The following is an 18,383-nucleotide window of genomic DNA, read 5'->3' as shown; positions in this document are numbered from 1 at the left end:
TCGGAGCGTTCCGAGATCGGCGATTCCACAACCCGCGGACTTCGCGGCAGGAATCACCGTGCAGCGCTTCGGAAAATCGTGTGGATCTTGCTCAAAAACTGTGGACAACTCCACCGTTGTGAATAACTCTGTCGCTCGTACCGGCGACTTCCGGAGAGCAGCACTTCCGCTACGCACCGTGACGAGTCAAGATGGCGAGGGACGGACCGAGAAGCGGGCCGTCACGGCCGAAATGGAGGCAGGATGCTTGATTCCGAACGGCAGAAACGCGTCCGGACATGCGACGACCCCCGCCGGGGGGGAGAGCGGGGGTCGTCCCCACGGCCGACTCGGGGGGGGAGGAGTCGGACCGGGTTAGCACGGTCGCGAACGATCCGTGACTTCCATGGTGTACCCGAGACCCTTCTCAGGCAAACCCACGCGCCAGAGTTTACGCCGAATGGTGGGCCCCTATGCTCTGCCTTGTGGAAAACCGCTTCTTGCCGCGCACAGCAGCCTTCTTTGACCTGGACAAGACGGTCATTGCGAAGTCATCGACGCTGACCTTCAGCAAGTCCTTCTACCAAGGCGGACTGATCAACCGCCGCGCTGTACTGCGCACCGCGTACGCACAGTTCGTGTTCCTTGCCGGGGGTGCAGATCACGACCAGATGGAGCGGATGCGGGAATATCTCTCCGCGCTCTGCAAGGGCTGGAACGTCCAGCAAGTGAAGGAAATCGTCGCCGAGACCCTGCATGATCTGATCGACCCGATCATCTACGACGAAGCGGCAACACTCATCGAGGAGCATCACACCGCCGGACGCGATGTGGTGATCGTCTCGACCTCGGGCGCAGAGGTCGTCGAACCGATCGGCGAGCTGCTCGGCGCCGACCGAGTCGTCGCCACCCGAATGGTCGTCGGTGACGACGGCTGCTTCACTGGTGAAGTCGAGTACTACGCGTACGGGCCGACGAAGGCCGAGGCGGTCAAGGCGCTCGCAGTGTCGGAGGGATACGACCTCTCTCGCTGCTACGCCTACAGCGATTCCGCGACCGATGTACCGATGCTGGAGTCGGTCGGCCACCCGCACGCGGTGAATCCGGACCGCGCTCTGCGGCGCGAAGCAACCCTTCGCGAGTGGCCGATTCTCGTCTTCGACCGACCGGTGCGGCTCAAGCAGCGACTGCCCACGTTCTCACTGCCGCCGCGCCCGGCATTGGTCGCGGCGGCGGCGCTGGGCGCAGCCGCCGTCACAGCGGGACTGGTCTGGTACACCTCTCGCCGCCGCACCACCACGACCTCCGTCTGATGTACGAGCCGGGCGGCGCCCCGACCCACGCCCTGATCCCGCCGCCCGGCCGGTCAATGGGATCGAGCAAGGCGGCCGATCGGTCCCATTCATCCGGCCGAACCGAGTTGTCCAACTCGCCCGTAATTGAACCTAAAAGTAAAGAAGTGTGGCCAGCACTACCGTTCACCCCGGCTCTGGAGTACAAAGGACTCAACGGCCCGCGAGACCAAGGACATCCGAGAGGATTACCTGTAACGCAGTGAAGGCCCCACGGACCGAGCATGAAAACCGAGCACCCACGCGACGTCGACCCGTCGATTACGGGCCAGCCGCACCAGGGAACGGGCAAAGTCCCCGACCTGATGGGCATATATCGAGGACGCATGGTAACTGGGTAGACATGCCAGCGGCGGTACCGAGAACGGTACCGCCGCAACCCTTTTATCGGGCACGGAAGTTACTGTGGTGGAGTCACCGTGCAGGAGTTACCACGGTGAAGTCATCCATTCGCCACACCCAGTTGCCGCGCCCGGCCCCGCGGACCCGCCGCCCCGTTACGCGGCGCCGCGCTGCAGCGCCTCGCACACCGCCGTCGACTCCCTGACACCCAGCTCCACGGCGCGCCCGCAGTGTGCGATCCAGGCCGCCACCCCCTCCGGCGTCCCCGACAGATAGCCCTCGAACGCGGCGATGTACGCCGCCCGCCCCTGCTCGGCATGGCCCATCTCGGCGGGGCAGATCGATTTGGGGTCGAGCCCACTACCGATCAGCACGATCCGCTCGGCGGTCCGCGCGACGAGGCCGTTGTACGAACCGAAGGGACGCAGGGCCAGCAATTCGCCGTGCACGACCGCCGCCGTCACCAGTGCGGGCGCCGCAGTGCCCGAAAGGATCAACCCGGAGAGCCCCTCCAGCCGCCCGGCCACCTCCTCGGCGTCCGGCAGCGGCGCTTCGATCAGCGGCTCGTCCACGGGTTCGCCCGCCAGCCGCGGCCGGCCGACAGCATCCTCGGGCGCCGCGCCGCCGGCCGCAACCAGATGCAGCCGCGCCAGGACACGCAGCGGCGACTGCCGCCAGATGGAGAGCAGTTGGCCCGCTTCGGCGGTCAGCCTCAGGGCCGCTCCGATCACATGCGCCTCACCGTCACCGCTGAAGTCGGTGCGTCGGCGCACCTCCTCCAGATTCCAGTCGGCGCCGGACAGCGCCGCCGAGCCGCGGGCGCCGCGCAGCGCCGCTTCGGCGGTGACCTCGTTGCTGCGGCGCCGCATGACGCGGTGGCCGTAGACCCGGTCGACAGCCTTGCGTACGGAGTCCACCGCGTCGGCAACCCCCGGCAGGGTGCCCAGGGTGGCGAGCGGATCAGAGGCAGTCGTACTCATAAGTAGCGAGGCTACGCGCCCCCTACACCGATACCGCCCGGGAGTGGCCTTCTTCACGAAGTGAGACAGCAGAACGCAATCACACCGCTACCCTAGGTGAACATGAAGATCGCTTTCGTAGGGAAGGGCGGCAGCGGCAAGACCACGCTGTCCTCGCTCTTCATCCGCCACCTTGCCGCCAATGAAGCCCATGTCGTCGCGGTGGACGCCGACATCAACCAGCACCTCGGGGCCGCGCTGGGTCTCGACGACCACGAGGCTGTGGCGCTGCCCGCCATGGGAGCCCAGCTGCCTCTGATCAAAGAGTATCTGCGTGGCAGCAATCCCCGTATCGCCTCCGTCGAGACGATGATCAAGACGACTCCGCCCGGCGAGGGCTCGCGGCTGCTGCGGGTCCGCGAGGACAACCCGATCTACGACGCGTGCGCCCGCACGGTCCGGCTCGACGACGGGGAGATCCGGCTGATGGCCACCGGGCCGTTCACCGAGTCGGATCTCGGCGTGGCCTGCTACCACTCCAAAGTCGGCGCGGTCGAGCTCTGCCTCAACCATCTCGTCGACGGCCCCGACGACTACATCGTCGTTGACATGACAGCAGGTTCGGACTCCTTCGCTTCCGGGATGTTCACCCGCTTCGACATGACGTTCCTGGTCGCCGAGCCGACCCGTAAGGGCGTGTCGGTCTATCGCCAGTACAAGGAGTACGCGCGGGACTTCGGGGTCGCGCTGAAGGTCATCGGCAACAAGGTGCAGGGCGAGGACGATCTGGACTTCCTGCGTGCCGAGGCGGGCGACGATCTGCTGGTCAGCGTCGGGCACTCCGACTGGGTACGGGCGATGGAAAAGGGCAGGCCGGCCCGCTTCGAGCTGCTGGAGGCGGACAACCGGATGGCCCTGCAGGCGCTGCAGGACGCCGCGGAGGATTCGTACGAGCAGCGGGACTGGGAGCGCTACACGCGGCAGATGGTGCACTTCCATCTGAAGAACGCGGAGAGCTGGGGCAATGAGAAGACGGGCGCCGACCTGGCGGCCCAGGTCGACCCCGCCTTCGTGCTCGACGAGCGGTACATGCAGGACGGCGCCGCTCAGCCCGCCTGATCAGCCGGCCCCGGCCGGAAGGATGCGCTCGTTCCGGCCGGGGGAGCCGCCGCACCCTCAAGCGGCAGCCGCAGCCGAAGGACACGCAGCTCGGTGACCGCGCGCGGTCACCGAACCCGGCCACCGGACACCGTCACCGAGCTAGTGACCGGCCTGATCCGCGCCGGACCCGGCCTGAGCCTTACCGGCCCCCGACACCCGGCCTGCTTCCGCCCCCGAGTTCCCGGCTTCGTCGAGAAACTCCGTCCAGCCCTTCACCGGGGCCTGGCCGACATCGAGCGTGCCGAGCTTCGCCAGCGTTGCCGGGTCCTGCGCGTCCAGCCAGTCGGCCAGCTGCCGGAAGGACACGCAGCGGACGCCCTCCTCGGTGCAGACCGTCGCGATGGTCTCCTCGACGGCGCGCATGTACGTGCCGCCGTTCCAGGACTCGAAGTGGTTGCCGACGATCAGCGGGGCACGGTTTCCGTCGTACGCGCGATCGAAGGCCTGGATCAGGCCGTCGCGTATCTGATTGCCCCAGTACTCGTGCTGGTCCGGGTCGCCCTGTGCCGTACCGGACTGGTTGAACATGAAGTTGTAGTCCATCGAGAGGGTCTCGAACTCACGCCCCGGGACCGGGACGAGCTGCATCGAGAGGTCCCAGATGCCGTCCTTCTTCTTCGGCCAGACCTGGTTGTTGACGCCGCTGGAGTCGTAGCGGAAGCCCATCGTCCGCGCTGCGGCCACCATGTTCTTCTGCCCCTCCAGACAGGGGGTGCGGCCGCCGACGAGTTCCTTGTCGTAGTCGAAGGGAAGCGGCATCTCGCCCTTGAGGTCGGGGGCGTTGGTCTTCCAGCTCTTCACAAAGGACTTGGCCTGGTCGATCTCGCTCTTCCACTGGTCGACGGACCAGGTGCCGCCACCGTCGGGGCCGCAGAAGTGGCCGTTGAAGTGGGTGCCGATCTCATCGCCGTCCTCCCAGGCGCCGCGAACCTGGGTGATGGTGTTCCGGATTCCCTCGGTGTCGTTGAAGCCGATGTCGGAGCTGCCGGCATTGTGCTTCGGCGGGTCGTAGAGCTCCCGCTTCTCGTCCGGCAGCATGTACACGCCGCTGAGGAAGTACGTCATGTTCGCGTGGTATTTCTTGCCCACCTCACGGAAGTGCGAGAACAGCTTCTGGCTGTCCTCACCTGCGCCGTCCCACGAGAACACCACGAACTGCGGGGGCTTCTGACCTGGCGCCAGGCGCTGCGCCACGGGCTGCTTCGGCTGGCTGCCCGTGAAGGCGGTGGAGCCGTCGCCGATGAGCCGGAGCCCGCTCTCGGGTGCGGCCCGAGGGGCGTTCTTCTTCGCTCCGGTGCCTCGCTTCGCGGCAGCGGGTCCGGGGGCCCCGGTCCTGGAATCCGTACCGGAGGAGCAGCCGGCCACTCCCGAGGTCAGTGCAACGGCCATGACTCCCAGGGCGACCCGCTCGGCGGCGATCCTCTTCGTGGCGCCCATCATCCGCTCACCCCCTTCCTTGCGGGAAATTTGCGTTGAAGTGCCGACACGGCGCGGCCAAGGCTGCACACGACCCTGCCGGAATCAGCACGACAAGTCATATGAAAAGCTGCTTATTCACTTGAATGAGTGGTTGAATCGTCTATTTAGCCTCAACTGTGGACACAGATCTTTACTCTCCATTACGATCTGTTTACTGAGAGTTGAGAAATCCCGCCGCTGCACGCCGTGACCCACGGCCGCGTCCCTCACGTTCCGCGACCGCGCTGCCCCGGAGGAGACGGGAACATGTCTGCTTGCGTCCCCACTCGTCATGACCGCACATCCCGTAGTTCGGGCCCACCCCGCGCCTCGGGAATCAAGCGACCGCACAGCCCGCCACCGCCGCCGCGCGGCGGACGATTCCGCATCGCGGGCGCCGACCTGTCCGCATCGATCACGGTCTTCCTGCTCGCCGTCCCCATGTCGCTCGGCCTTGCCGTCGCCATGGACGCCCCGCTGACGGCCGGCCTCGTCTCCGCTGCGATCGGCGGCATCGTCGCCGGACTGCTCGGTGGCACACCCCTCCAGGTCAGCGGCCCGTCCGCCGGACTGACCGTGGTCACAGCCGAGTTGATCCAGATCTACGGCTGGCGCACCACCTGCGCGATCACCATCGCCGCCGGTCTTCTTCAGATCCTGCTGGGCTCGCTTCGGGCGGCGCGCAGCGCCCTCGCCGTCAGCCCCGCCATCGTGCACGGCACCCTCGCCGGCATCGGTGTGGCCATCGCACTCGCCCAGCTGCACATCGTGCTCGGCGGCTCACCTCAGAGTTCGGCCGTCGCCAACGCCCTCGCCCTCCCCGGCCAGGTGGGGCGGGTGAGTCCGGCCGCCCTGCTGATCGGCGCGCTGACCATCACCGTCCTGGTCCTGTGGCCGCGGATTCCGGGGCGGATCGGCCGGGTGGTACGGCGGATTCCGGCTGCCCTCGCCGCGGTGGTGACCGCGACGGCGGTGGCTGCGATCACGGCGCCCGGGATCGCCCGGGTCGATCTGCCGTCCTGGCGCTCGCACGCCCTGCCGGAGATGCCGCACGGCCCCGTACTCGCCCTGGCCACGGCTGTGTTCACAGTGATGCTGGTGGCCAGTCTGGAGTCGCTGCTCGCCGCGGTCGCCGTGGACAAACTGTCGGCCGACCGCGCCGGCGAGCAAGCGTCCGCCCGGTCCAAGGCCGACTTGGCGTCGGCGTCGGGTTCGGCTTCAGCCCCGGGCCCGGCCTCGTCCCCGGCGTCCCCGCAGGACCCGGCGTCCCCGGCGTCCCCGGCGTCCCCGCCCATCAGACGCTCCGATCTCGACCGTGAGCTGCGTGCCCAGGGCATCGCCAACACCCTGTCCGGGCTGGTGGGCGGGCTGGCGGTGTCGGGCGGTGCGGTGCGCAGTTCGGCGAATGTGCGGGCCGGGGCGACGGGCCGTGCCTCCACCGTGCTGCACGGCGTCTGGGTGGCACTCGCCGCCGGACTGCTGATCACCACCCTGGAGCGGATCCCGCTGGCCGCGCTCGCCGCACTGGTCATGGTGGTCGGCATCCAGATGGTGAGTTTCGCCCACATCCGCAATGTTCATAAGCACCGGGAATTCCTGGTGTACGGGGCGACGATCACCGGCGTGGTCCTCTTCGGCGTGCTCAAGGGTGTGGTGATCGGCATCGCGGTGGCGGTAGCCGTCGCCCTGCACCGGCTGGCCCGGACCAGGATCACCGTGACCGATCAGGGCGGCCGGCATCTGGTGGTCGTACGGGGCCAGTTGACGTTCCTGGCGGTGCCTCGGCTCAGCCGGACGCTCGGCCAGCTGCCTCCGGACGGGGATGCCGTCGTCGAGCTGGACGGCTTCTTCATGGACCATGCGGCGTACGAAACGATCCAGGACTGGAGCATCGCCCAGACGGCCCACGGCGGCCGGGTCGTCTTCACCGGCAAGTCCGGCGGCCGGATCGCCGAGCCCGCCTCGGCGGCGCATTCCTGTTGCCGCCCCTGGACGCCGTGGCGCAACCATCACTGCCACGACCGGCCCGAGCAGACGCCCGAGACCCAACACGGCCGCCTCGGCACGGGCCCCGACCCCGACTCCGGATCCAGTTCCATCGAGGACCGCTCCCCCGGCCCGACCGACTCCCCCACCGCCGCTCCGCGCCCGACCGGCGACAACCGCCTGTTCAGCGGCCTGAGTTCGTTCCAGCGGAACACCGCTCCGCTCGTGCGCGAGGAGCTGGCCCGGTTGGCCCGCGAGGGTCAACGCCCCTCCCAGCTCTTCATCACCTGCGCCGACTCCCGCCTGGTCACCAGCATGATCACGGCGAGCGGCCCGGGTGACCTGTTCACCGTGCGGAACATCGGCAATCTGGTGCCCCCGCCGGACGCCGAGTCGAGTGACGACTCGGTGGGCGCCGCAATCGAGTACGCGGTGGATGTACTGAAGGTGGAGTCCATCACCGTCTGCGGGCACTCCGGCTGCGGCGCGATGCAGGCCCTGCTCGGCACCAAACCGGCCCCGGACACTCCGCTGACGTCCCTGTGGCGCTGGCTGAGACACGGGCTGCCGAGCCTGGAGCGGATGGCGTCCCGGCATCATGCCTGGGCCCGGATCTCCGGCCGACTGCCTGCCGATGCGGTGGAGCAGCTCTGCCTCACCAATGTGGTCCAGCAGCTGGACCATCTGCGCGCCCATGAATCGGTGGCACGGAGGCTCGCGGAGGGCACACTCCAACTGCACGGGATGTACTTCCATGTGGGCGAGGCGCAGGCCTATCTGCTGACCGAGGGCGCGAGCGCCGGGCTCGCGCTCGAGGAAGTCTTCGACCGTGTGGACCCTGGCGACGCCCATACCTCGGCCGACTCCCACGCCCCGGCCGACTCCCACTCCCTCGCCGACGCCGACACGCCCAGGCCCACCGCCGCCCCGGGCGATCCATCCGGTTCCGGCGAGTTGGTACGTACCGGCGTCTGAACCACATTCGCCCCCGGTCCGTGAGACCTTGTGGTCCCGCCTCCATGCCGCTCCGTGTCGCGCTGCGCCGCTCTGCGCCGCGCTGCGCCGGACCGCACGTGGAGGCGGGACCGTGTCTCCATACACGAGACACAGGTCTAAACCAATTCCGGGCAGACACTTGTCACCCGGCCTTTGGCCTGATGAGCTATGCCCCGGGACACAACGGACACCCTGGGAATGGGAGATGTCGTGAGCAACGAAAGCCTGGCCAATCTGCTCAAGGAGGAGACGGGAGCATGAGCGAGCATTCCTCCCTCTCCAACCTGCTCAAGGAGGAGCGGCGGTTCGCACCGCCTGCCGATCTGGCCGCCAATGCCAACGTCAAAGCGGAGGCGTACGAGCAGGCCGAGGCGGACCGGCTGGGCTTCTGGGCCGAGCAGGCCCGTCGCCTGACCTGGGCCACGGAGCCGACCGAGACGCTCGACTGGAGCAACCCGCCCTTCGCAAAGTGGTTCGCGGACGGCAGGCTCAACGTCGCGTACAACTGCGTGGACCGCCACGTCGAGGCCGGCCATGGTGACCGGGTCGCCATCCACTTCGAGGGTGAGCCCGGCGACAGCCGTGCCATCACTTACGCGGACCTGAAGGACGAGGTCTCCCGCGCCGCGAACGCCCTCACCGAGCTCGGTGTCGGCAAGGGCGACCGGGTCGCCGTCTATCTGCCGATGATCCCCGAGGCCGCCATCGCGATGCTGGCCTGCGCCCGCATCGGCGCCGCGCACTCGGTGGTCTTCGGCGGCTTCTCCGCCGACGCCATCGCCACCCGTATCCAGGACGCGGACGCCAAGGTCGTCATCACCGCCGACGGTGGCTACCGCCGCGGCAAGCCGTCCGCGCTCAAGCCCGCCGTGGACGACGCCGTCTCCCGTATCGACAGCGTCGAGCATGTCCTCGTGGTGCGGCGCACCGGACAGGACACCGCATGGACCGAGGGCCGCGACGTCTGGTGGCACGAGATCACCGGCCGGCAGTCCGCCGAGCACACCCCCGAGGCGTTCGAGGCGGAGCAGCCGCTCTTCATCCTCTACACCTCCGGCACCACGGGTAAGCCGAAGGGCATCCTGCACACCTCCGGTGGCTACCTCACGCAGGCTGCGTACACCCACAACGCGGTCTTCGACCTCAAGCCGGAGACCGATGTCTTCTGGTGCACCGCCGACATCGGCTGGGTGACCGGCCACTCGTACATCGTCTACGGCCCGCTGGCCAACGGCGCGACACAGGTCATGTACGAAGGCACGCCCGACTCGCCGCACCAGGGGCGTTTCTGGGAGATCGTGCAGAAGTACGGTGTCACGATCCTCTACACCGCGCCCACCGCGATCCGTACGTTCATGAAGTGGGGTGACGACATCCCCGCCAAGTTCGACCTGAGCAGTCTCCGTATCCTCGGTTCGGTCGGTGAGCCGATCAACCCCGAGGCGTGGATGTGGTACCGCAAGCACATCGGCGCCGACAAGTGCCCGATCGTGGACACCTGGTGGCAGACCGAGACGGGCGCGATGATGATCTCGCCGCTTCCCGGTGTCACGGAGACCAAGCCCGGTTCGGCCCAGCGCGCCCTGCCCGGTATCTCCGCCACGGTCGTCGACGACGAGGCCAACGAAGTTCCGAACGGCGGGGGCGGCTACCTCGTCCTCACCGAGCCGTGGCCGTCGATGCTCCGCACCATCTGGGGCGACGACCAGCGCTTCATCGACACCTACTGGTCGCGCTTCCAGGGCAAGTACTTCGCGGGCGACGGCGCCAAGAAGGACGAGGACGGCGACATCTGGCTGCTCGGCCGGGTCGACGACGTGATGCTCGTGTCCGGGCACAACATCTCGACCACCGAGGTCGAGTCGGCACTCGTGTCGCACCCTTCGGTCGCCGAGGCCGCCGTGGTCGGCGCCGCCGACGAGACGACCGGCCAGTCCATCGTCGCCTTCGTGATACTGCGCGGTACGGCTGCCGCCTCCGACGAGCTCGTCGCGGAGCTGCGCAACCACGTCGGCACCACGCTCGGCCCGATCGCCAAGCCGAAGCGGGTCCTGCCGGTCGCCGAACTGCCGAAGACGCGCTCCGGCAAGATCATGCGGCGTCTGCTGCGTGACGTCGCCGAGAACCGCGAGCTGGGCGACGTCACGACGCTCACCGACTCCTCGGTGATGGAGCTCATCCAGACCCAGCTGCCGACCTCCTCCTCCGAGGACTGAGCGCGGCAAGTACGTTCCCGAGGGGCATCCGGCAACGCGCCGGGTGCCCCTCGGGCATTTAAGGTGAAGATCACCGAATACAGTCCCGCGCACCCCGGGTACAGTGGCAGCGGCGTCAACAAAGCAATAAGAAATCTCCACAGGGTGTGCCGGGAAGTCTGGTCGGCAAGTGCATCAGCCATGCCATCGCTGCCGTACCGACCCGGAGGTCCTCACTCGTGGCCGCGCCCACCCCCACACCCACTTCCTCCCGCCGCACCTTTCTCGGGCGCCTGCCGCTCCCTGAGCGGAACTACCTCGCGGACGCCCTGCGCACCGAGACCGTCGGCGGAGTCATCCTGCTGGTCGCCGCAATAGCCGCCCTGGTGTGGGCGAACACCTTCGGATCCAGTTACACGGCCGTCAGCGACTTCCACTTCGGTCCCGGGTCGCTGGGCCTCAACCTCTCCGTGGAGCACTGGGCGGCGGACGGGCTGCTCGCGGTCTTCTTCTTCGTCGCGGGCGTCGAACTCAAGCGGGAACTGGTCGCGGGCGAGCTGCGCGACCCCAGGGCGGCCGCCCTCCCGGTCGTCGCCGCGCTGTGCGGAATGGCGGTTCCGGCCGTCGTCTACACACTCGTGGCCGTGACCGGCGGGGGTTCCACGGACGGCTGGGCCGTCCCCACCGCCACCGATATCGCCTTCGCGCTCGCCGTCCTCGCGGTCATCGGCACCTCGCTGCCGAACGCGCTGCGCGCCTTCCTGCTGACCCTCGCCGTCGTCGACGACCTCTTCGCGATCCTGATCATCGCGGTCTTCTTCACTGATGAGATCAACTTCATGGCGCTGATCGGCGCCTTCATCGGCCTCGCCGTCTTCTATCTGCTGCTGCACAGGAATGTGCGCGGCTGGTACATCTACGTACCGCTCGCCCTGGTCATCTGGGGCCTGATGTACAACAGCGGCATCCACGCCACCATCGCCGGTGTCGCCATGGGCCTGATGCTCCGCTGCACCCGGCGGGACGGCGAGACCCACTCCCCCGGCGAGCACATCGAACACCTGATCCGCCCGCTGTCGGCCGGTATCGCCGTGCCGCTGTTCGCCCTCTTCTCGGCCGGCGTCTCCCTCTCCGGCGGTGCGCTGGCGGACGTCTTCACCCGGCCCGAGACGCTCGGCGTCGTCCTGGGGCTCGTCGTCGGCAAGACGATAGGCATCTTCGGCGGTACGTGGCTGGCCACCCGCTTCACGAAGGCGGAGCTGAACAAGGACCTGGCCTGGGCGGACGTCCTCGCGGTCGCCTCGCTCGCCGGGATCGGCTTCACCGTCTCGCTGCTCATCGGTGAGCTGGCCTTCGCCGGCGACGAGGACATGATCAATGAGATCAAGGCCGCCGTGCTGCTCGGCTCCCTGACAGCCGCCGTACTCTCCGGTGTACTGCTCAAACTCCGGGTACGCAGATACCGGACGCTGTACGAGGCCGAGGAGCTCGACGAGGACGAGGACGGCGTGCCCGACGTCTACGAGCAGGACAACCCGGAGTACCACCTGCGGATGGCCGCGATCCACGAGAAGAAGGCGGCCGAGCACCGCCGCCTTGCGCAACTGGCGGGGGCAGCGAGCAGCAAGCCGGACAGTCCGGCATGATCTGACACCAGATGTGTTGAGCAGAAGAGCAGGAGAGGGAGTCAGGGATGAGCGACCCCGGCAACAACGCGGGCAGTGCCGACCGCAGTCTCGGGCAGCTGGTCGCCGCGGCGACGGCCGAGATGTCCGCACTGGTGCACGACGAGATCGCCCTGGCCAAGGCCGAAGTGCGGCAGGACGTCAAGCGCGGCGTCACCGGGAGCGTGGCATTCATCGTCGCGGGCGTGCTGATTCTGTTCGCGATCCCCGTACTGAGCTTCGGGGCCGCCTACTGGATCCATACCTCGGGGCTGGGCCTCGCCTGGTGCTTCGGGATCGTGGGCCTCGCCTTCATCGTGCTCGCACTGTTGCTCGCGCTGTTCGCCGTCAGCAAGATCAAGAAGGTCAAGCCGCCGGAGAAGTCCATCGCTTCGGCCAAGCAGACGGCAGCCGTGCTGCAGGGCGTCAAGCCGCACCCGCGGCCCGCCGTCACGGCGGGGGAGAGCCGTCCGGCCGCCGTGGGCAGCACGCGGACGGACAAGGCCCTGGAGAAGTCTCCGGTCCGGGACAAGGCGTCCGCTGTGGCACGCTCGTCCACATGACGGTCCCCGATTCCAGTGCATCCGGCCCAGTAGGCCCGGAAGGTCAGGCAGGCCCGGAAGGTCAGGCAGGCCTGCACAGCCAGGCGGGCCCGGACCGCTCCTCGGGCTCGACCGGTCACTCAGGCCCCTCGGGCCGCTCGGGCCCCCCGGCCCCCTCCGACCTGCCGAGTTCACCCGGCCTGGCCGGCTCCGGTGGGCCCGTGCGGCTCGACGGGCCGTGGACCCACCGGGACGTGGCGGCCAACGGCGCCCGCTTCCACATCGCCGAGCTCGGCGACGGGCCGCTGGTGCTGCTGCTGCACGGCTTCCCGCAGTTCTGGTGGACCTGGCGCCATCAGCTCACCGCACTGGCCGACGCAGGTTTCCGCGCCGTGGCAATGGATCTGCGCGGGGTCGGCGGCAGTGACCGCACGCCCCGGGGTTACGACCCCGCCAACCTGGCGCTCGACATCACCGGCGTGATCCGCTCGCTCGGCGAACCGGACGCCGCCCTGGTCGGCCACGACATGGGCGGCTACCTCGCCTGGACGGCCGCGGTGATGCGGCCGAAGCTGGTGCGCCGCCTCGTGGTCTCCTCGATGCCGCACCCGCGCCGCTGGCGTTCCTCGATGCTCTCCGACTTCGCGCAGTCCCGCGCGGGCTCGTACATCTGGGGCTTCCAGCGCCCGTGGGTGCCGGAGCGTCAGCTCGTCGCGGACGACGCGGCGTTGGTGGGCCGGCTGATCCACGACTGGGCGGGCCCCCGGACCCCTGAGTTCCCCGACGACGCGACGGTCGACGTCTACCGGCGTGCGATGTGCATCCCGTCGACGGCGCACTGCTCGATCGAGCCGTATCGCTGGATGGTGCGCTCCCTGGCCCGTCCGGACGGGATCCAGTTCAACCGGCGCATGAAGCGGCCGGTGCGGGTACCCACACTGCATCTGCACGGTTCACTCGATCCGGCGATCCGTACGCGGAGCGCGGCGGGGTCCGGCGAGTACGTCGAAGCGCCGTACCGTTGGCGACTTTTCGACGGTCTGGGGCACTTCCCCCACGAGGAGGATCCGGACGGGTTCTCGGCCGAACTCATCAGCTGGCTCAAGGATCCCGAGCCCGACCGGTAGCCATACGGGCACAGTTGTCCGCCGAACAGCCAATTGCCCGGCGCATAGGCCAATTGGCTGACGGATGGGCGGTTACCGACCATGAGGCACGGGCAGACGTCGGGGTATGGGCTGGACGCACGACTTCGGTGACGCAGCACGCAACCGTCGCTCGACCGCCACGGCGAGTCCGAGCACTCATGAGGGGGGCGGCCCCCAGGGCCGGGTGCACGATATGCATGTTCTGCATGATCCCCGGCTCGGTATTCCGCGCATTCTGCGCCGTCGGGCCCGCTGGGTCTCGGCGCGGCTGCGCCATCCACGCGGATGATGTCCGCCCCGGCCGGCCGGTGAGCGTTCACCGGCCGGGCGGGACTTCCACAACTCTCCCGGCTGCGGCGGGGCAGTACGCCCAGGGCCTGTCCGGCGGCGGATCAGGACCCCAGAGGCTCTAGAGGGCGCACGCCTGGCTGTCGACCTGCTGGTTGGCGGTGCGGCCGTGCGCGATGTCCTGGCGGATCTCGTCGGCCGTCAGCGCGTAGCCGGTGTCGGGGTCGTCGAGCGACTTCGCGAAGACGACTCCGTACACCTTGCCCTCGGGGGTCAGCAGCGGTCCGCCGGAGTTGCCCTGACGGACGGTCGCGAAGAGCGAGTACACATCGCGGCGGACGGTACCCCGGTGGTAGATGTCCGGTCCGTTGGCGTCGATACGGCCCCGGACGCGCGCGGCCCGTACGTCGTACGAGCCGTTCTCCGGGAAGCCCGCGACGATGGCGCTGTTCCCGGTGAGGGCGTCGTGATCGGTGTCGGTGAACTTCAGCGGCTTCGCGTCGAGGTCCGGTACGTCGAGTACGGCGATGTCGCGCTGCCAGTCGTAGAGAACGACCTTCGCGTCGTACAGCCGCCCCTGGCCGCCGATCTGGACGGTCGGCTCGTCGACGCCGCCGACGACATGGGCGTTGGTCATCACCCGGCGGTCGGAGAAGACGAAGCCGGTGCCTTCGAGGACCTTGCCGCAGCTCGGGGCAGTACCGACGACCTTGACGATGGAATTCTTGGCGCTGGCTGCCACGGGGCTGCCGGCCAGCGCCGGGTCCGGGGCCCGGACCTCGGTGATCGGCTCGTTGGCGAAGGGGCTGAAGACCTGCGGGAAGCCGTTCTGCGCGAGGACCGAGGAGAAGTCCGTGAACCAGGTGGAGGCCTGGGCCGGCATCACCCGGGAGATGCCGAGCAGGACCGAGGAGCTACGGACCTCCTTGCCCAGCGTAGGCAGTGAGGTACCGGCCAGTGCGGAGCCGATGAGCCAGGCGACCAGCAGCATCGCGACCACATTGACCAGGGCGCCGCCGGTGGCATCGAGGGCGCGCGCGGGCGACCACGTGATGTACCGGCGGAGCTTGTTTCCGAGGTGGGTGGTGAATGCCTGGCCCACCGAGGCGCAGACGATCACGATGACGACGGCGACGACGGCTGCCGTCGATGAGACCTCTGAGCCGTTCGTCAGCTGGTCCCACAGGACCGGCAGCAGATAGACGGCGACGAGACCGCCGCCCAGGAACCCGATCACCGACAGAATGCCGACGACGAACCCCTGGCGATAGCCGATGACCGCGAACCACACGGCGCCGGCCAGCAGCAGGATGTCCAGCACGTTCACCGTCTATAGCCTCGCAGATTCGTCACCGGGCCTGTTCCTTCTGCTGGATCCGGGCAGGGCCGGACAGCGCAGCACGGGAGTCAGCCTGTCATGCGCGCCAGTCGAGCGGCACCTGCTTGGCGGTGTCCCACGGGCGCTCCCAGCCCGCGAAGTGCAGAATCCGGTCGATCACTCCGGCCGTGAAACCCCAGACCAGGGCGGATTCGACCAGAAATGCCGGACCTCGGTGACCGCTCGGGTGGACCGTCGTCGCACGGTTGGCCGGGTCCGTGAGATCCGCCACGGGGACGGTGAAGACCCTGGCCGTCTCACCCGGATCGACGACGCCGACCGGGCTCGGCGACCGCCACCAGCCGAGGACCGGCGTCACGACGAAGCCGCTCACGGGGATGTAGAGCCGGGGCAGCACGCCGAAGAGCTGCACCCCGCGCGGATCGAGGCCGGTCTCCTCCTGGGCCTCCCGCAGAGCGGCCCTGAGCGGCCCTGTAGTGGCCTGGTCGCCGTCATCCGGGTCCAGGGCACCGCCGGGGAAGGAAGGCTGCCCAGCGTGGGAACGCAGGCTTCCGGATCGCTCCATGAGGAGCAGCTCGGGGCCGCGCTCCCCCTCCCCGAACAGTACGAGTACGGCGGACTGCCGCCCGGCGCCGCTCTCGGGCGGCAGAAAGCGGCTGAGCTGGTCCGGCTCGATGGTCCGCGCGGCACGGGCGACGGGGTCGAGCCAGTCGGGCAGGCCCTCGGTCGTGACGGCGATGGCTCCGTCACGACGTCCACCTGCTGTGGCCGCGGCGGCCGCTGCGACCGCCGCTGCAGGGCTGACGGCCGCGGGGCCGACCGCCGCGGGCGCGGCTGCCGCTTCTGCGTTCTGTCCGTGCGTGTTCTGTTCGTGCGTGTTCTGCGTGCTCTGTTCGTGCGTCTTCATAGGCACCCCTCGTCTCACAACGCCTGTCATCACGCATTTCGTTCCGGAGCGAGCGCCGTACGTCAGCCGGACCCCAGGGCCGGCGCGGGCTTGCCCGGGTAGTCCGCCGGCGGGCTCAGCCGCTGACCGGGCTGACCGCCCATCTCGTACTTCAGCAGCTTCCTGGCCTTCTCCGGGTCCGTCTCGCCCTCCCCGTACGCCGGGCACAGCGGGGCGATCGGACAGGCGCCGCAGGCAGGCTTACGGGCATGGCAGATGCGGCGGCCGTGGAAGACGACGCGGTGCGAGAGCATCGTCCACTCGCTCTTGGGGAAGATCGCGGCGATCTCGGCCTCGACCTTCTCCGGGTCCTCCTGCTCCGTCCACTTCCAGCGGCGGACCAGGCGCCCGAAATGGGTGTCGACCGTGATGCCCGGTACACCGAACGCATTCCCGAGCACGACGTTGGCGGTCTTGCGGCCGACCCCCGGAAGCGTGACGAGATCGGCGAGGCGGCCCGGCACCTCGCCGCCGAATCTGTCCCTGAGCGCCACGGAGAGGCCTATCAGCGACTTGGTCTTGGCACGGAAGAAGCCGGTCGGCCGAATGAGCTCTTCCATTTCCTCCGGGACGGCCGCGGCCATGTCCTCGGGGGTGGGATAGGCGGCGAAGAGCGCGGGAGTGGTCTGGTTGACCCTCAGATCGGTGGTCTGGGCGGAGAGGACCGTGGCGACGAGAAGCTCGAAGGGGTTCCTGAAGTCCAGCTCGGGGTGGGCGTAGGGGTAGAGCTCGGCGAGCTCACGGTTGATCCTGCGGGCACGGCGGACCATCGACAGATGCGATTCCGGCTTCGCACCGGGTTTTGCACCCGTCTTCGCTGCGGATTTCGCGGGTTTCACGGTGCCCTTCGCGGTGGACGTCGTGGTGGACTTCGGCGCGGGCTTCGCGGTGGACTTGCCTGCGGCCCGTGCGGCGGACTTCGGCGTGGGTTTCGCAGTGGACCCCGCGGACCCCGCGGACCGCTCGGTCGAGGGCTTCGTCGCGGACTTCGATGCGGGCCTCGCGGTGGTCTTCACTCCGACCCTCGGGACCTGCTCACCCACAGGGCGTTTTGTCGCTTTTTTCGGGCGACTCGCAGTCTGTTCGCCCACAGCGGAATCACGGCCTTCCGACACTCCATCAGCCCCCTTGGCCTGTGCTCTCACCGGCGATTTGGACACCCGGCCAGCCTAGGGCCACGCACTGACATCCGCCCCGGTCACCGCGTATCGACCCCCAATCGGCCCCCTGCCTCACGGTTCGGCACGACCGTGCGTCAAACTGGTTTGTGATTGATCGCACTGTTTTACCGTCCGGCATGATGGGGACCACGGTTCCCTGAACAGGCCGACAAGGAGAGAACTCGTGGACGACGTTCTGCGGCGCGCCCCGCTTTTCGCGGCGCTCGATGATGAGCAGGCCGCGGAGCTCCGCGCCTCGATGAGTGAGGTGACCCTCGCACGCGGCGACGCGCTCTTCCACGAGGGCGACCAGGGCGACCGCCTCTATGTGGTCACCGAGGGCAAGGTGAAGCTCCACCGCACCTCCCCCGACGGGCGCGAGAACATGCTCGCGGTCCTCGGCCCCGGTGAGCTGATCGGTGAGCTGTCGCTCTTCGACCCGGGCCCGCGCACCGCCACCGCGACCGCGCTGACCGAGGTCAAGCTCCTCGGCCTCGGCCACGGCGACCTCCAGCCCTGGCTGAACGCCCGCCCCGAGGTGGCCACGGCCCTGCTGCGCGCCGTCGCCCGCCGACTGCGCAAGACCAACGACCAGATGTCCGACCTGGTCTTCTCGGACGTACCGGGCCGTGTCGCCCGCGCCCTCCTCGACCTGTCGCGCCGCTTCGGCGTCCAGTCCGAGGAAGGCATCCATGTCGTCCACGACCTGACCCAGGAAGAGCTGGCCCAGCTGGTCGGCGCCTCCCGCGAGACGGTCAACAAGGCACTCGCCGACTTCGCCGGGCGCGGCTGGCTGCGCCTGGAGGCACGCGCCGTGATCCTGCTGGACGTGGAGCGCCTGGCGAAGCGGTCCCGCTAGCCGGCCATC

The 18,383-nt window shown here is 68.6% G+C and carries 13 protein-coding genes and 1 pseudogene; 9 read left to right on the top strand and 5 right to left on the bottom strand.

Going from position 1 to position 18,383, the window contains the following annotated elements; translation table 11 throughout:
• Positions 1-452: 452 nt before the first annotated feature.
• Entirely contained in the window at positions 453-1,292 is an 840-nt protein-coding gene (locus tag ACGFU7_RS31180) for an HAD family hydrolase (protein WP_393700196.1), read from the top strand.
• Between the two features lie 536 nt (positions 1,293-1,828).
• On the opposite strand, the gene ACGFU7_RS31175 is transcribed toward ACGFU7_RS31180, so the two are convergent.
• Positions 1,829-2,653 carry an oxidoreductase gene (locus ACGFU7_RS31175; RefSeq protein ID WP_393700195.1) on the bottom strand — a complete coding sequence of 275 codons (825 nt, stop codon included), beginning with the start codon at positions 2,651-2,653 and terminating at the stop codon, positions 1,829-1,831.
• A gap of 102 nt (positions 2,654-2,755) precedes the next feature.
• Between ACGFU7_RS31175 and ACGFU7_RS31170 the strand changes: the two genes are divergently transcribed.
• Positions 2,756-3,751: an ATP-binding protein gene (locus ACGFU7_RS31170; protein ID WP_393700193.1), complete on the top strand. Its 996-nt coding sequence runs from the start codon at positions 2,756-2,758 to the stop codon at positions 3,749-3,751.
• Positions 3,752-3,892: 141 nt separating this feature from the next.
• Here ACGFU7_RS31170 and ACGFU7_RS31165 read toward each other — a convergent pair whose 3' ends face one another.
• Positions 3,893-5,233, bottom strand: a complete 1,341-nt coding sequence (locus tag ACGFU7_RS31165; protein WP_393700191.1) for a hypothetical protein — start codon at positions 5,231-5,233, stop codon at positions 3,893-3,895.
• A gap of 285 nt (positions 5,234-5,518) precedes the next feature.
• Between ACGFU7_RS31165 and ACGFU7_RS31160 the strand changes: the two genes are divergently transcribed.
• The 6 genes and pseudogenes from ACGFU7_RS31160 to ACGFU7_RS31135 all read left to right on the top strand — a co-directional run bounded on the left by ACGFU7_RS31160 (position 5,519) and on the right by ACGFU7_RS31135 (position 14,071).
• Positions 5,519-8,212, top strand: coding sequence for a bifunctional SulP family inorganic anion transporter/carbonic anhydrase (locus ACGFU7_RS31160; RefSeq protein ID WP_393700190.1), 2,694 nt, complete (start codon positions 5,519-5,521; stop codon positions 8,210-8,212).
• Between the two features lie 189 nt (positions 8,213-8,401).
• A pseudogene (gene acs / locus ACGFU7_RS31155) lies at positions 8,402-10,449 on the top strand (acetate--CoA ligase).
• A 218-nt stretch (positions 10,450-10,667) separates the two neighbouring features.
• A complete protein-coding gene (gene nhaA, locus ACGFU7_RS31150; protein WP_393700189.1) occupies positions 10,668-12,074 on the top strand; it encodes a Na+/H+ antiporter NhaA in 1,407 nt (468 codons plus the stop codon).
• 47 nt (positions 12,075-12,121) lie between these two features.
• Positions 12,122-12,655 carry a phage holin family protein gene (locus tag ACGFU7_RS31145; protein ID WP_393700188.1) on the top strand — a complete coding sequence of 178 codons (534 nt, stop codon included), beginning with the start codon at positions 12,122-12,124 and terminating at the stop codon, positions 12,653-12,655.
• The gene (locus ACGFU7_RS31140; RefSeq protein WP_393700186.1) at positions 12,652-13,761 is read left to right on the top strand and encodes an alpha/beta fold hydrolase; all 1,110 of its coding nucleotides are present in this window, start codon (positions 12,652-12,654) and stop codon (positions 13,759-13,761) included. Before ACGFU7_RS31145 ends, ACGFU7_RS31140 begins: the two co-directional genes overlap by 4 nt.
• A 106-nt stretch (positions 13,762-13,867) precedes the next feature.
• Complete coding sequence (locus ACGFU7_RS31135) at positions 13,868-14,071, top strand: hypothetical protein (RefSeq protein WP_229845996.1); 204 nt, start codon at positions 13,868-13,870, stop codon at positions 14,069-14,071.
• A gap of 120 nt (positions 14,072-14,191) precedes the next feature.
• Here ACGFU7_RS31135 and ACGFU7_RS31130 read toward each other — a convergent pair whose 3' ends face one another.
• From ACGFU7_RS31130 to nth, 3 genes are all read right to left on the bottom strand, one after another.
• Positions 14,192-15,397 (bottom strand): MarP family serine protease, encoded by a 1,206-nt coding sequence (locus tag ACGFU7_RS31130; RefSeq protein ID WP_393700184.1) that lies wholly within the window; start codon positions 15,395-15,397, stop codon positions 14,192-14,194.
• A gap of 88 nt (positions 15,398-15,485) precedes the next feature.
• Positions 15,486-16,316: an NUDIX hydrolase gene (locus ACGFU7_RS31125; protein WP_393700183.1), complete on the bottom strand. Its 831-nt coding sequence runs from the start codon at positions 16,314-16,316 to the stop codon at positions 15,486-15,488.
• 62 nt (positions 16,317-16,378) lie between these two features.
• Positions 16,379-17,194, bottom strand: a complete 816-nt coding sequence (nth, locus tag ACGFU7_RS31120; RefSeq protein ID WP_393700234.1) for an endonuclease III — start codon at positions 17,192-17,194, stop codon at positions 16,379-16,381.
• A 505-nt stretch (positions 17,195-17,699) separates the two neighbouring features.
• Between nth and ACGFU7_RS31115 the strand changes: the two genes are divergently transcribed.
• Positions 17,700-18,374: a Crp/Fnr family transcriptional regulator gene (locus tag ACGFU7_RS31115; RefSeq protein ID WP_030925113.1), complete on the top strand. Its 675-nt coding sequence runs from the start codon at positions 17,700-17,702 to the stop codon at positions 18,372-18,374.
• Positions 18,375-18,383: the final 9 nt, after the last annotated feature.

This window comes from Streptomyces sp. NPDC048473 (assembly GCF_043200155.1).
In the GTDB taxonomy this organism is placed as follows: domain Bacteria; phylum Actinomycetota; class Actinomycetes; order Streptomycetales; family Streptomycetaceae; genus Streptomyces.
Note: the sequence above shows the minus strand (reverse complement) of the source record. Positions and strands in the feature narration are given on the sequence as shown.